The organism is Aquimarina rhabdastrellae, assembly GCA_947387485.1.
GTDB lineage: Bacteria > Bacteroidota > Bacteroidia > Flavobacteriales > Flavobacteriaceae > Aquimarina.
On sequence record CANDNT010000004.1, the window covers coordinates 107230 to 125345 of the forward strand.

At 27.4% G+C, this 18116-nt stretch carries 3 protein-coding genes; all 3 read right to left on the reverse strand.

Going from position 1 to position 18116, the window contains the following annotated elements:
- Positions 1 to 30: 30 nt before the first annotated feature.
- A complete protein-coding gene (locus tag ACYEKI_RS09090; protein ID WP_459210872.1) occupies positions 31 to 6246 on the reverse strand; it encodes an amino acid adenylation domain-containing protein in 6216 nt (2071 codons plus the stop codon).
- Positions 6247 to 6268: 22 nt separating this feature from the next.
- The gene (locus ACYEKI_RS09095; RefSeq protein WP_459210873.1) at positions 6269 to 11899 is read right to left on the reverse strand and encodes an amino acid adenylation domain-containing protein; all 5631 of its coding nucleotides are present in this window, start codon (positions 11897 to 11899) and stop codon (positions 6269 to 6271) included.
- Positions 11900 to 11996: 97 nt separating this feature from the next.
- A complete protein-coding gene (locus ACYEKI_RS09100) occupies positions 11997 to 17519 on the reverse strand; it encodes an amino acid adenylation domain-containing protein (protein ID WP_459210874.1) in 5523 nt (1840 codons plus the stop codon).
- Positions 17520 to 18116 lie beyond the last annotated feature (597 nt).

Here is an 18116-nt window from a genome sequence, read left to right on the forward strand (position 1 = left end):
ATTGTTTCAAAAAGATTATTAGTTTGCTTTTTAAACAACTACAGAAACATTATGCAATATCTCTTTTACAATGTTTAAAACTATTTCTTTATTATCTTCTAAAAACTCTTCTTTAAGCATATCGTAATGCTCCCCTATTCCGTCATAATATTCAATTTCATCATATAGTGACTCCCATTCATATGGAGCCAATTCTACTGTAGCTTTGATAAAGTATAACCTAGCATTACTTTTATAATCATAATCAATATTGTGTACTGTTTTACAATAGTCAAACATTCTGTCTTTAACTCTATATAAAACATTTGCACTTTGATCTAGTAGTTCTTTTAAACCTAAATCATATTTTACAAAATCATCTAAATGATCAAAATCTTCTTCTGTCCAGTGCTCATTATTAGCATATGAGTCAAGCATAATCGTATTAGATACTCTTCTTCCAAATAACTCATACATTACCTTTTCTAATTCATAAGAAAGATTACCTCCAGCTGACCACCCGAAGAAAATAAGTTCACCTTCTGGCTGGAGTTCTTCTATTATATCAGCATAATGCATAATCTTATTTTCTTGATTTTCAAGGTAATTAAATGCTATAACTTTAACATCTTTTTGATTATCAAAAAGTTCTTTATAGGCTGTTCCATAACCTAACCCTGGTGGGAAGGCAAAAATAATCTGAGAAGCTTCAGGGTTACCTAATATATAATAGTCTTCATTAAACGTGTATCCATTATCGATATATTTAGCTATATCTTTAATAGTTTCTACATGAAATAAAAAATCTAATGGATAATCCGTATTAAATAAAAGATTAAGTTTTGCGATTACTTTTGTCGCTACAAGACTATTTCCTCCTAAATCAAAAAAGCTATCTAAAATCCCGATTTTTTCTACAACAAGAAACTCTTTCCATAAAGATATAATCTGCGCCTGAGTATCATTTTGCGCTGCAATATATTCACGTTTCATTAGGTTATCCTCATCTATCTCAGGTAATGCTTTTCTATTAACTTTACCGTTAGGGGTCAAAGGTATCTTATCAAGATATACAAAATATTTTGGTAACATATATTCTGGTAAAAAAGTAATTAATTTTGATTTTAAATACTTTTTCACCTTATCATCATCATTCTTATCTTTTAAAACTAAATAAGCGACCAATTCCTTTTGTCCTTGCCATTCTTTTACGTCTACTACAGCATCTTTTATAAATTCTTTTTCTTCAAGAATACAATTTTCTATTTCTCCTAATTCTATTCTATATCCTCTTATTTTTACTTGAGCGTCCTTTCTACCTACATACTCTAGCTCTCCATTAGGGAGCCAATGAACAATATCACCCGTACTATAGATACGTTCTTCTTTCATGAATGGGTTTGCTATAAATTTTTCATCTGTAAGCGTTTCTTTTCCTAAATAGCCTTTAGACAGACCACTACCTGCCAAATATAATTCTCCTTTAATACCTATAGGGCATAAATTCATTTCTTCATCTAAAACATATGCCTTTGTATTTCCTATAGGTCTACCTATAGGTACAGAAGTTCCTTTATCTGTTTTTACCAAATGACATGTACTATAGGTTGTATCTTCTGATGGACCATATAAATTTCTTATTTCAATACGTTCATATGGTAATGCTTTTATTAAGTGTATTGGTAAAGGTTCACCAGCCATATTTATCATTACTACATTTTTTAAATTTATTTTTTTATCAATTATAGTATTGATTACAGATGGTACTGTATTTAGTAAAATATTTTTATCTTTTTCGATAAACTTATCAATCTCTAATCCACTTTGTAATATTCTTAATGGTTTCCCTGTACTTAATGTAAAAAAGATTTCAAAAATTGATAGGTCAAAACAATGTGATGTCACTGCATAAACCAATTCAAACTTTTCTAAATTGAATTCTTTTTTACACCACATTATAAATGAAGTTGCATTTTCATGCGTAATCATTACCCCTTTAGGGTTTCCTGTTGATCCAGAAGTATAAATAATATAAGCTAATTGCTGTTCATCTATTTCTGGAATTTTAAAATCATTTAAATACTTATCTTCTTGAGTTAGAAAAGTGTTTATCTTATTATTATCTATTGTTAATTTACAAGAACTATCTTTTTCTATATATGTGATTCTATCTTTTGGATATTTTGGATCAATAGGAACATATGCTGCGCCAGTTTTTATAACTGCTAATAACACTATTGGTAACCAATAATTTCTTTCTAATTTCACTCCTATTAAATCACCTTGCTTTATACCATAATTAGTTACCAAATAATTTGCTAATGCGTTACTCCTCTCTTCAACCTCTCTATATGTGATTTTTTTGTCATTGTCAAAAATCGCTATATTAGTAGGGGTTGTTTTTGCATTATTTCTTATTTTAAAAACAAATGACTCTTTTCTATTGTAATTTAATTTAGTGTCATTAAACTTTCTTAATATTTTTTCCTCTTCAGCTTTACAGATTGAAGCTACTTCAGTTATTTCTCTATGAATTTCTTCTGTAAAATCATTTAAAAAATAAATATAGTTATTTATAATAGTTTCCATTAATTTTGGATTATAAACACTTGTATTGTATTCTACATTTAGATCTAAATCTTTTTCATTTTCAAAAAATGTAAATGCTAATTCTGTTTTTACTTTGGTTTCTTTAATTTCTATTCCTTCCTCAATTTTAATCGGAAGATCTTCGTTTATAATTTCATCTAAACCAAAACGGTTGTTTTGATTTTGAAGAATTACCATTATATCATATAAAGAGTTTCCTTTATCATTTTTTAAATCTAGATCATTAATTATCGAGTCATATGGATATAATTGATGTTGTAATGCTTCTGTAACCGTTTCTTTTTCTTTATTTATACAAGATAAAACACTATGCGATTTATCTATTGTTGTTTTAAGAGGTAGTGTATTTATAAATAACCCTAAAGTCTTTTCAAATTCTTGCTTCATTCTTCCTGAAACAGGGGTTCCTATGATAACATTTTGCTTACTAATTTTATAAAGATAAGTTCTTACACTTGCTAATAGAACAACAAATAGTGTTGTTCGTTGTTCCTTAGCTATTTTTAATAATTTGGATTTTATTACTTCGGAGATTTTATATTCATTTTGTGCTCCTTGAAATGCTATGCTACCACTTTTCTTGCCTATATCTATTTTTTCATACGTTCCAACTAATTTTTCTTTCCAATATTCTTTATGTTTTAACATGGAGTCTTTATTAATTTCATTTACAAACCATTTAACATAATTTGAATATTGTTGATTTGAAGGTATTTCTACATTTATTGATATCCCTCTTAACAACTTCATATAGGTTTCCATCAATTCATTTAAAAACGTTCCTGAAGACCACCCATCAAAAATTATATGATGAAAAGAAAGTACCAATATATTTTTATCATTAGCTAATTTGATAAGTTTTGCCCTTAATAAAGACCCTTTTTCTAAATTAAATGGAATTTGATAATTATTGAAAATGCTCTTATAAATTTGGTCTGTATTAGATGCTGCAATTTCTGAAACTTCTAAAGTTAAAGGTACTTGTCCTGAAGGAATTATTTTTTGATATGCATTACCTTCTTCATCTATTAAAAATCTTAGTCTTAAGCTTTCATGTCTATCAATTAATTTATTAAATGCTTCTTCTAATATCTTAGGTTGTATGTTTCCTTCTATCTTAATGTTAAAATTGATATTATACGCTATTGACTCTTCTATATTCTGAGAATCAACCCAAATTCTATATTGAGTATTAGTAAGAGGTAATACTACTTTTTCTTCACTTTCAATCTTAACTTCCTCTACCTCTATATCCCCTATATCATTATATCTCTCTTTGACTAATGATATTATCTCGTTGATACTATAACAATCATAAAGTTCATCAAACTCTAATGAAATATTAAATAGCTCATTAATTCTATTTATAAATTGGGTTCCAACTATAGAATTACCTCCTAATTCAAAAAAGTCATCTTCTAAAGAGAAAGAGTCATTTTGTATTGTAGTTTTTAATAAATTAATAACTACATCATCTATAGTAGATCCTTTCTCAATTTTTTCTTCTTCATTATTATTTTCTATGTTATCAAATAGTAAAGGGTTTTTTATAGGATTCCAGCAAGCTGTTTTTTGAAAAGGGTATGTAGGAGTTATTACTTTTTCTACATTTTCATCTTTATAGAATAAATCCCAATCAAATCGAATTCCTGTATCATACAAATTGGCCCATATATTACGATTTGACAATAGCATTTTATTAATAAAATCAATATACGGCAAATCATATTCAACACACATCAATTGTAATTTATTCGATATATCTGGATTATTACCTATATACAAAAAAGTACTATTATCTTCTTTTAATTTACTTATTATTAATTTAAGTTTATCCCAATTAATACTGGTTTTTTCTATTGTATTTGATAAACTAATTTGATCATATTTCCCTTCTATTAAATATTTTGTATTCCTAGCAACATCACCATTACATATTAAATGACTAAACTCTAATCCTTTTTTCTCTAAAAAACTATAAATAGCATATTGGTATATATTAGTTGTATTAGTTTTCTTAGAAAGATTATCTATTCTAATATTATCGTAATGCTTTTTAAATGCTTGAAATTTTGCTTTAGTTCTTTCTAATTGCTCCTCAGAAATAATTTCTGATGTAAAAAAACAAGCAATTTTAGAAGATTTCTTCCTTGGTGTTAAAGCATCTATACTTTTATTCTTTTTATATAAATCACTTACTATACTAGTTTCATCACCTTCTATAATTAATTCATATTCATAATCTTTTCTTCCTACGTTATATGTATATGCAATATCTTTAAGCGGCTTATCTTTTTTTGTATCAAAAAACCTTATTAATTCGTTAGTGTAAGAAGATAAACTCTCTTTATTTTTTGCCGAAATCTTGAACCATTCATTTTCGTTGATAAAATATTTTTCTTCTTTTGCATATTCTTCTAGGATCACATGAGCATTTGTACCACTTAAACCGAAAGAACTAATTCCAGCTCTCCTTGGATTATCTGTATTTAAAACCCAATTTTCTTCTTCATTCTCGATTCTAATCCTTTTATCTTTCTGAATAAAAGAATTCAACTTTTTATAATTTATAGTTGGGAAATATTTCTTTTCTCGTAATACTAATACTGCTTTTATTAATCCGAAAATTCCCGACATATTATCAAGATGACCGATATTAGGTTTTAATGTTCCTAATTTTAAATCAAAAGCATCAGAATTTGATTCAAAAGCTTCTTTTATAGCTTTATATTCAATTGGATCTCCTAATTTTGTCCCTGTACCGTGAGTTTCAATATATCCTACACTAGAAATAGGTATTTCTGCATTTGAGCAAGCTTCTAATAATACTTCTTTCTGTGCAGAAGGACTTGGAGCTGTAAGTCCATTAGAAGAACTTCCATCATGATTGATTGCCGACCCTTTGATTAGTGCATAAATATTATCGTTGGCATTTATAGCATCTTCTTCTCTTTTTAATACTATCACAGCTATACCTTCACCTCCAGAAGTCCCTTGTGCATTTTCATCAAAAGCTCTGCAAATTCCATCTGGAGACATTACTGCATCGTTATCAAAACGATTGATATCAGGAAAGTCGTACAATAATCTAGCCCCTCCAACTATAGCATATTCTATTTCTTTATTTTTTAGTTTTTGCACAGCTTCATGAACTGCCACTAAAGATGAAGAACATGCTGTTTCTATATTCATTACTGGCCCCGTAATATTAAGTAAATGAGCTATTCTACCCGATGCCATTGAGCTAATTCCCCCAACAAAATCTAATTGTGGGTTTGGTGATTGATATAAATAATTATATGTTTCTTTATTAACAGTAATAAATAATCCTGTCTTTTTTTTAGAAACCTCATCGAGATTATATCCTCCATTTTCAATTGCTTCACAAACTTTCTCTAGTAAACGCCTATGTCCAGGATCAATAGCATCAGCTTCTGCTTTTGAAAGCTTAAAAAAAGTATGATCAAACTCATCCACACGATTTAAATACCCATAAGGATAGAATTCTTCTTTTTCAGAAATATAGGAATGTTTAATTCTTTCTGCTGTAGGTTGCCCAATATTCATTTTACCTATTTCCAATCCCTTTTTAAATTCTTCCAAAGAACTGGCACCAGAGCATTCTAAACTTATTCCTGTAATCGCTATATTGTTCATTTTTTCAATTCTTTTTAATTAACTATACTTCTAAAAAATCAACTTTTTCTATTTCTTCTTCTTTACTTTCCTCACTTTTAACTTCTGGTTTGTTTAAAAATTCAGAAATATCTTTAATGGAGTTATATTCGAATAGATCAGGTATCTGCATTTGTTCTGGCCATAAAGAATCTATTTCTGTATGAAGTCTTACTAGTTGTAATGAGTTCCCTCCCATATCAAAAAAGCTTACATTTTCTTCAATTTCTTCAAGATTCAATATTGCTTTAAAAACTTTTTCTACTTTATCTTGTATTGGCTCTTTGGCTGTGTTTTTATTAATATTTATTCTTGATTTTAATGGCCTAGGTAGTTTATTTACATCTATTTTACCATTATTATTAAGCTCTAATTTATCAACCCCTATAAACATATTTGGAATCATATAATAAGGTAATATCTTTTTTAACTCCTCTTTGATTATTGACTCATCTATTGGTTCATTGGTTTTATAATAAGCAACTAATGTTATTGCCTCGCTATCTTCATAAGTAGTAACATGTCCTTCTTCTATATTAGCTAAGGAAAGTAGTGCTAATTTTACTTCATTAAGTTCTATTCTAAATCCGTTTAGATTTATTTGATCATCTATTCGTCCTATATACTCTAGATCTCCATTAGACATCCAACGAGCAAGATCTCCACTTCTATAAAGTCTACCTAGTCCATATCTCTCATCATTACTAAATCTTTCATTTGTAATAATTTCATTGTTATAATATCCAGTAGCTAATTGATCTCCACCTATATAAATTTCTCCTACTTCTCCTTTTGGTAATAACTTTTTCTGTTCATCAAGAATGTAAAACTTTAAACCTTGTAAGGGTCTTCCTATATTACTAATTGCACCTTGAGATTCAATCTCTCTATCTCCCAATTCCTTAAATGTACCATGCACAGTAATTTCTGTTATACCATACATATTTATTAATTTACATTTAGGATGTGTACTCTTCCATTCTTTTAAAATTGACGGAATCAATATATCTCCTCCAAAAATCAAATATCGTACAGAAGAACAGCTAATTCTTTGAGATCGTCTTACATTTTCAAATTCATTAAAAACTCTAGGTGTAAAATTTAATACTGTAATGCCATAATCATTAATCTTTTTTAAATAGTGTTTAAAATCAATTATTTTATTTCTATCAAGTAATATCAACTTTCCTCCAAAAAATAGCGGGCCAAAAATCTCCCATATAGAAAAATCAAAGGAATAACTATGATATAAGCTCCATACATCTTTTGATGAAAAATCATAATGCTCATCATTACAATTAATCATCAGTTCCATCAAATTCTTATGACTTATTGCTACTCCTTTTGGTTTTCCTGTAGACCCCGATGTATATATTATGTAAGCAGTGTCATCAAGTTTTATATTCTCAAAAGAAATTATTCTATTTTCTATTTCTTCTTCTTTTTCTAAAAAAGATTTTATCCATAAATCATCAATAATAAGCTTTGAACCTACATCTTCTCTTATGTATTTACGACGTATTTCAGGCATATTAACATCTACTGGAACATAAATCATCCCAGCTTTTAAAATTCCTAAAATACTAGCTATTAACATTGGTGATATACTCATTGATAGTATAATACTATCGCCAGAATTTAATTCTTCATTATCTATAAGACATAAAGCAATTTTATCTGAAAGAGTATCTATTTCTTTATAACTAATTTCTTCGCTTTCGTAAACAACAGCTATATTATCTTTATATGTATGTATTATTTTTTGTAAGTGATTTACGATATTCTCTGATGCATCTTTTTTATTCTTTGCTCCTGATAATTTTAGTAATTTATCTATTCTATGTCTTTCTTCATTTAGTTCTAGTTCATTAATTACATTATTAGGAATATCAATACATTGTTCAATTATATTTTCAAACATAACATGATAATGCTCAATAGTCTCTTTAGAAAATAAATCTGTATTATATTCTATCTCATAATGCAATTTTTCATTTTCTTCAATAAATCTATATGCCAAATCAAATTGAGCAGATGTATACCCCTCGGTTTTATATCGTTCAACTTTTAATGCATCATTATCTTTATTTAATGCTCCCATTATATCCAAGTTGACGAAATTTTGTACCGATAATACAACATCAACTAGTGGAAATCTATCATTATTAATTGGAATTTTAAGCTCTTCAACTAACAATTCAAAAGGATATAACTTATGTTTGTACCCTTCTTTTAACATTTGAGAACATAGTTCTAATAGTTCTTCAAAACTCTTGTTTTCATCCCATTCCATTCTTAATGGAATCATATTTAAATAAAGACCTATTTGATTTTCTAATTCTTTACTATCTCTTTCTACTATAGGTAAACCTAAAGTAATATCTGTTTTTCCAGATTTCTTGTATAATAAAATATTAAGAAAAGTACTTAACATCATTGTTAGTGTTTTTCCTTTATCTTTTGTGTATCTTTTTAATTTAGTGAATATCTCATCAGAAATTTTAAACGTAGTTATAGTACCATTATATGTTTTAACAGCTGGTCTTTCTTTTTGATCATGAAGCTGTAATACCGATGTTTTTTTTTCAAATTTTTGCAACCAATACCTTTTTGCTTCCTCAAATTCACCAGAAGTAACCTTCTTAAGCAACCATGCTGTATAGTCTTTATATTGAACCGTTAAAGGATCTAAAACTATTGGTTTTGCATCTTTTAAACATTTATAAATATGAAAAACTTCTTGCTGTAAAATACTAGTTGACCAACCATCACATACCAGATGATGAATTGCTATATTAAGAATATGTTTGGTTGTTGATAATTTAAAAACAGAAACTCTAATCAAAGCTCCTTTATCTAAATCAAAAGGTTTCTCATGAAAATTCAATATCATTTCATTAATTTGAGATCCTTCATTATTCTCTATGTTTTCTATCTCAACCTCAAAGTCTAACTCATTTATTGACAATACTTTTTGACGAAGTCCTGTTTCACTTAGAAAGAAATTAGTTCTTAACGATTCATGTCTATCAATCAAAATTTTGAAAGCTTCTTTCAAACTCGACAAATCTAATTCTCCTGTAATGGTAACCGATTCTGCTATATTAAGACTTGATGTATTTCCTGATAATTTAGACGATAACCATAATCTTTTTTGTGCGAATGAAACTTCATAACTTGATTCTATTGGTATTTGTTCAATAACATTCTCATTAGCTGGAATATTAACATCTGCTATATCTTCTATATGAGCTGCCATCTCTATAGGAGTTCCATAGTCAAATAGCGTATCTATATCAAAAGTTAAATTGAAATTCTCGTTTATTAAATTAATCAATTGCTGACCATTTAATGAGTGTCCTCCCATTTCGAAAAAATCATCTTCACCTTTTGTTTTCGTTTTTAAAACTTGTTCCCATAGTTTAATAAGAATTTCAAGTGTATTTAGTCCTTTAATATCATCTTCTTTGCTAGTTTTTTGAATTTTAACTTGCCCAAATTCAGGAAGTTCTCCTAAAGGATTATTTTCTGACCTTAACCAACATCTTGTTGTTTCAAAGCTATAAGTCGGTAGTATAACTTTTGAATAAATTTTATTACTATATAAGGTTTTAAACGACATAGTATTCTTAAACTCAAACAATGAATTTAATGATACATTAAATTCATTATCTCTTTCAAAGTTAATAGTTCTAATACTACATACATTTACATCTTCAATCTTTCTAAATATCTTAAAAAGAGTCCCTTCACATCCTATATTTAAAATAGTCAATTTATCACTATATCTATTTATTAGTGCTTTAGCTCGTTCTAATAATTTTTCTTCAACGTCTATTTCAAAAACTTCTTCAGACAACTTTTCTAAAGCTTCTTCTAAACTTATTTCATTTTTGATTACCTTAATTACAGTTTTTCCTAATCCATACCCTAACATATCTTTAATTACCAATCCAGTTCTTAAAATTTTTTTATATGTTAAATACTGTATTAAAAGGCTTTTTTGATTTGGGTTTAAATTCTCATCTCTAGTATTTTCTATACCTAGATCAGTATAATTATCAGTAGTTAATGAATCATCTATACCGTTATCAAAAAGTAAAAGAGTAGAATTACTATTTTCAGACCTTTCTAAATCCCCTATTTTTACTGATCTGATTTTCTCTAACAGTTCTTTTTTATTATCTGCTAATATTGAAAAACGATATTCATAAATCGGCTTCTGATTTAGCATTGATGTGATATCTATTATATCATCTTGTGTGGTTTCAAGGTATGCACCAAAACTTTGTATATAGCTATACAAACTATTTGAGCTTTTTGCACTGAAAAGACATACATAATTACTCTTGACATCTTCCTTTTTAATTATTTTATTTGACTCATATGCTTCTATGATTGCATGAACATTAGTTCCCATCAATCCAAAAGAACTTATCCCTGCTATTTTTCTTTCATATTTCGTTTTGTTCCACGAAATAGGTTCTGTTACTACTTCAACTTTAGCACTCTTAAAATCTATATATTCATTTAATGGTAATGCATTTGCTGAAGGGTAAATAGTATTTTCTTTAAATGATAACAAAATCTTTATAAGTCCTACAAGTCCTGCAGCACTATCAGAATGTCCTAAATTTGATTTTACAGCTGATAAATAAATACTTTCTTCACTAGATAAAAATGGAGCAAATACTTTTCCTAAACCTTCTATCTCTATTGGATCCCCAAGTTTAGTGCCTGTACCATGAGCTTCTATATATGAAATTTCATCTGGCCTAATTCCAGCATTTTTTATAGCCTGATTTATTACCTCTGTTTGTGCTTCACTACTTGGTGCTGTAATACTTGCAGAACTTGCGCCATCTTGATTTATAGCTATTCCTTTTATTACTCCATGAATTGTATCGTTATCAGTAATAGCATCTTCTAACTTTTTTAAAAGTACACAAACAACAGCTTCTCCTGATAAAGTACCATCAGCATTTGCAGAAAATGGACTACATTTACCACTACCTGACTCAACTCCCATCTTCAATGCTGATTCTGTATGTTGTGGAAAAACTTGAAGATTAACACCACATACCAATGCCATTTTTGTCTGTTCTAAATATAGTTCATTTGCAGCTACACTTAACGCAGATAAGCCAGATGAGCACGTTGTATCAATATTATATGCACTTCCTCTCAAGTCAAAAAATCTTGAAATTCTACTAGCATTTAAAGATTTCATATTACCAGCTATAAGCGATGGAGATATATCTTCTGCCAAAAGATAATATTCTGTCGAAGTATCTCCTACATAAACAGAGGTATTACTACCTTTAATATCATTAGGGTTATAATTTGCCCTTTCAAATGTCTTATACGCTTCTTGAAGCAATAGCCTTTGATGTGGTGTAATTTGTTCTGCTTCTCCTAATGAGATTTCAAAAAACTTATGATCAAAACTAGAAATATCTTCCAAATAGCCTCCATGGCAATAATCTATATTATTTGGTATAGTTGTATCATTAATTCTTTCCTTTGAAATTTTTCCAATTGATACATGTCCTTTTTTTAAATTATCGGCTAATTGCTCTATTGTGTTAGCATCTGGTAATATACCTGAATAGCCTATGATAGCTATATCTTTCATTGACAGTTTTTTTATTGATTTTTTATAAGCTGATTATGTTGTACAGTTTTAAGAGTAGTTACTGTACAATGAATATTTTTTTATTTAAAAGGGTAGTTTAAAACTCTACTTCATTAACTTCTAAAACTAAATTCTTTGCTACTTTGTCTTTAGAAATTAACTTTGCTTGTTCTTGTATTGTAGGATGGCTAAATAATTGACTAATATTAATTTCCTCGTTTATTTTTTTTATTTCACTATACAACTTAGTTATCAATATGGAATTACCTCCTAAATCAAAAAAATTATCTTCTATACTAATTTCATTAAGATTAAGAACATTTTTCCATATTACTGTTAATTGTTCTTCAGTTTCATTTTCTGGAGCAATGAACTCTTTTTTTACTAAGTGTTTTTCTGAGAAATCAGGTAATTCTTTTCTATCTAATTTTCCATTATGAGAAATTGGCAACTCGTCAAGCTGTACATAATATTGCGGAATCATATAAGATGGTAATCTTTTTTCTAAGAATTCTTTAATCTTTCTTATATCAATAATACCCGAGCTTGATGTAAAATATGTAACTAGAACTTTTTCTTCATTTAATTCTTTAGCGGTAACTATTACTTGATCTATTATTGTTTCATATTCACTGATATTTTTTTCAATATCTTCTAGCTCAACTCTAAACCCTCTTATTTTAACTTGATTATCGATTCTACCTAAAAAATCGACTTCTCCATTAGGTAACCATCTAGCAATATCACCTGTATCATACATAAATGTATCTTTTTCATAAGGGTTTTGTATAAACTTTTTTAAAGTAAGTGAGTCATTATTTATATATCCTTTAGAGAGTCCTTTCCCCGAAAAATATAATCGTCCATAAACACCTTCTTCACAAAGTAGTTTGTTTTCATTCAGTATATATGCCTTACAGTTACTAATAGGAGTTCCTATCGTTATTGGATAATCTCCCATCTTTGCACTCAATACATCTATTGTTGTCTCTGTCGGCCCATAATTATTATACAAAACATAACCTTTCTCTAGAATTTTATTTTTATTAGGCTCTGTTAATTGTTCTCCTCCAACAATAATTTTTTTTATTGATGTTATCTTAGGTATTTGAGATAATAAATTTGCGGTGTAATCGGGTACATAATTTATTATTGTAATTTGATTCTTGGTTATGTATGATAGAAGTTTATCTTGTTCAAGTAATAAATCTTTTTTAATTAAATGAAATGTTCCTCCTTGAGTTAATGTTCCAAAGATATCTTCTAAGCTAGGATCAAATGTGTAATCGGTAAGTTGTATTGATCTAGTTTTTTCATTTATTTCAAATGTATTGGTAAACCAATTAATAACATTACTTATATTTCCATGAGAAACCATTACTCCTTTAGGTTGACCTGTAGTTCCTGAAGTATATATTACATATGCTAAATTTTCATTGGTTATTTCTCTTTTAATATTTTCGAAAGAAAGATCATCTCTTTTAAATTTAAAATCTGCTATAACCTCTTTATCTATAATAGCTTTACAATTACTATTTTTTTGAATATAGGTTATTCGTTCTTTTGGATAGCTAATATCTATTGGTACATATGCTGCTCCTGCTTTTAATACAGCTAAAATTGTTATAATTTGTTCTAAACCACGTTCTAATTTTATTCCTAATAAATCATCTGGTCTTAATTGATATTGATTTATTAAATAATTTGCCATTTGATTGGCTTGTTCATTAACCTCTTTATATGAGACTTTTTGGTCATGAAATATTAGTGCTCTATTATATGGTGTTATAGATACTTGTTTTTCAAATTTATCTATAATTGTCTCGTTTTCATCAAATTTATCTAGAGTATCATTAAACCCAATTAGCAATCTATTTTTTTCCTCTTTTGTAAGATATTCATGTGCTATTATTTCTTTATTTGGTTCAGAAATTGAAAGCTTAAGAAAGTTTTCAAAATGCATAAACATCCTTTCTATTATAAATGCATCATAAATATCCGTATTAAACTCTATTTCTAAATCAAGTCCCTCATTTTCTGTAAAAGTAAAACTCATATCAAATTGAGCTGTATCTCTATCCAAATTGTATGGTTTTACTTTTAACTCATGCTCTATTTGAGTATTTTCAAATTGTGATAATTGTCTTTGGTTTTGTAAGACTACCATAATATCAAATAAAGGTGATCTAGATGTATCTCTACTTAAGTTTAGTTTGTTAATTAATACATCCAAAGGATATTCCTGATGTTCATAAGCTTCTGTAAGAGCTTCTTTTTCTAATTCAAGAAGTTCTTTAAACGTACTCTTTTTATTAAATGAAGTTCTAATCGCTAGTGTATTTAAAAATAATCCTAATTGATTTTCTAAATCAGGATGGTTTCTTCCTGCAATTGGAGTTCCTATAATAATATCTTCTTGTCCTGTATATCTAAAAAATAATCCTTTGATACCCGCCATTAATACCATAAAAAGAGTCGTTCTATTTCTTTGAGCATGCTCTTTTAGTCTATCCAAAAACTCTCGATTATACGAGTTTACTATTGTTTTACCATTATAGGATTGTACTAATGGTCTAGGTTTAAAACTTGGAATATTTAAACAAGGTATTTTACTAGAAAACTTATCTTTCCAATATATTTCGGCATTCTTATATGTTAAAGTTTCTTCTTGTTTCTTTTTCCAGAATACATAATCTTTAAATTGAATTCTATCTTGATCATATACAGTTTCTGCAGAGTAATTACTAATTATTTCATTTAATAATATTTCTAATGACCATCCATCACTTATTATATGATGTATATTTAAAAACAAATAATTTCTATCAACATCTTTCTTAATTAAATGTATTTTATAAAGAGGCAATGTTTGTAAATCAAACGTATATTCTTCTATTTCAGCTATTTTTTGTTTGAGTATTTCTTTTTTCTTTATTTCTCTCGAAATATCAACTAGTTCAACATTTACTGTTAACTCTTCATTTTTATCTAATATAAATTGTGAAACTTCTCCTTCTTTATCTATTTCAAAATATGTTCTTAGAATCTCATAATTTTCTACAACATTTTTGATCGCCTTATTTAATCTTGTTATATCTAAATTTCCTTCAATAAGAATACCTGCAGACATTATATATGCCTTTTCTCCTCCTTCTAATTGATTTAAAAACCAAATTCTTTGCTGAGCAGTTGTTAACGGATATTTATCTTGTTTTTTAATTTTTTCAATTGCCAGAAACTCATTTTTTTTAAGTTTTGAAGTTAATTCAGCTATAGTAGGATTATCAAAAAATAATTTATAAGTAATCGTAGCATTTAAGTTTTTAGCTATCTTATTAATTACTTGACCTATCATTAAACTATGTCCTCCTAATTCAAAGAAGTTATCAAAAACACCTATTTTATCTTTTCCTAATACTTCTTCCCATATTTTTACAATCTCGTTCTCATTTTCATTTCTTGGAGCTTCATATGCAATATTAGACTTAATTTCAATTTCTAGTTTTTCTAAAGCTCCTTTATCTATTTTACCATTAGGAGTCAATGGTATTTTATCTAAGAAAATTATATAACTAGGCATCATATAACTAGGAAGAATATCTTTGATTTTTTGTTTTAATGCTTCTATATCCAAGCTATCAGTTCCTGTATAGTATGAAACTAATCTCTCACTATTGTTAGTTTTTTTAATTATAGTAACAACTTGTTTTATATCATCCGTATATGATTTGATTACATTATCAATTTCTCCTAACTCAATTCTGAATCCTCTTAACTTAACTTGATCATCATTTCTTCCTAAATATTCTATATTCCCATCATTTGTCCATTTTGCAACATCCCCTGTATCATACATTTTATGTCCTTCTTTAAATGGATTATCGACAAACTTTCTTGATGTCAAATCATGTTTATTAAGATATCCTTTGGCTAAACCATCTCCAGAAATATATAAATTACCTCGTACTCCTATAGGTACTATTCTCAAATCTGCGTCTAAAATGTATACTTGAGTATTTGATATCGGCTTACCTATTGGAATAGAGTTTTCATATTTCTTCTTAGGATCTAATTTATATATTGTACTATATGTAGTATCCTCAGATGGACCATACAGGTTTCGAATTTCTGCATTTGTTTTCAATAATTTATTTGCTATATCTACAGGAAATGGCTCTCCTGCCAAATTCATTACTGTAACATTTTCTAGATCAACTTCATTATCGATAAGACTACGAACACTAGAAGGAACTGTATTTATTAGTATTTTTTTATCATACAAAATCGTCTTATCTATCTCCAATGCATTTTTTAATAACCTGATTTTTTTACCAATGGATAATGGATAAAACATTTCATATATAGACAGGTCAAAACAATTTGATGTTGTAGCATATACTATATCGAATTGTTCTTTATCAAATTCTTGTTGAGCCCATTTTATTAATCCCACAGCATTTTTATGAGAAATCATAACCCCTTTAGGTTTACCTGTAGTTCCTGAGGTATATATTATATAAGCTAAATTACTCGAAGAAAACTTTATACCTAAATTTTCATTTGTGTATGAAGTTTTAACACTATTAAATTCATTAATTAATTTTTCATCAATAATTAACTTACTTCTACTATCTGTTTCTATATATTTAATTCTTTCTTCTGGATAATTAACATCTATAGGAACATAAGTCGCTCCTAATTTTAAAACTCCTAAAATTGATATAAATATATTCTCATTTCGATCTAATTTAATACCTAATAAATCTCCTTCTGTAACTTTCTTTTCTATTTTTAGATATTTAGCTAGTTTGTTTGCTTCTTTATTAAGCTCCTCATAAGTAATTTCTTTATCATGTATAACAACTGCAATTTTATTTGAAGTAAGCCATACTTGTTCTTCAAATAAATCAACTAATGTTTTTGATTTATCATAATTAAGATTGTAATCATTAAAAATTTCTATTTTTTGTTTTTCTTCTTCTTGTACAATAGAAATGCTTTTAGTAATTGTATTTAGATATGATTTAAGATTACAAATCCATATTTTATAAGTTTTAATAAAATGTTGTGCAGCTTCGTCGCTTATATAAGAATCGTTATATGATAGACTTAGTTCAAACTGATTTTTATTTTTACTAATAAAAAGTATAACTGGTAATTGATTTTCAATTTTGTGATCTATTTCACCATATATTATTCCGTGATTAGCAAGTTTTTCAAAAGGATATTTTTCTTGAAGCTTTTTATCGTATTCAACATGTTGATAAACTTCTTGTATTTCTTTTTTAACCCTATTGATATAAGACTTGAAAACTTCTTCTTCTACTAGTATATTATCAAATAATAAAGATTCGTTAGTATTATTAATTTTTGATGAAAAAATATATTTTTCAAAATCAAGGTAACGGTTTGATAATACATTAAAAATACTAAGAAAGATAGTGAACTCAGCCATACTATTATCCTTAGTAAGCTTTGATAAAAATTTTATCTCTTCTTTATCATTAACCGTTTCTTTTATTGTTTTTTTATCATAAAAAAGAATATCATTTATAACTGTAGTCTTTTTTACTTTTTTTAACCAATAATTGGATACTATCTTTTGTTTAATATTATTCAATTTAAAATGTTTTTGTGTTTAACTATCTATGAGAAGTGTATATATTATTTATAAGAGAGATGTATAGTTAATTTATTTATCTAAATATTTCTAGATAAATAAATCCAATCACCACACCATCCTATTTAATTAAAAATCAAATAGTAACATACTTTAAAATAACTGCTTTTCTTGAGCGTAATTTACATAAGAGAAGATTTTAATATTCTATTTTTAGTATATAGAATTGTATTTTATCAGAAGTAATGGTTTTTGATAAAGCTTCGCTTCCCTCAGTTACATGAGTTGCATTTTAGAAAAAAAAAGAAAATAATAATAAGATATTGTCTTTTTTGTTGGTCAATATCTTTTTTAACGGTGCAATTATACTACTTTTTTTCTTTGAAAATCTTTAGGTAAGTTAAAAAATTGTAAAAAATCACTTACTATATTCCCAGTTACCATTAAACCGTAATAATATTATACAAAAACATCAAAAACTTGTATGATATTAACCAAAGAAGGTTATTCAACTAATTAAAAAATCATATATTCATTGTTATATTTATAAAGAATGCTTAATTAGTAACTATAATAAGAAAAGCTAATCCATAATTT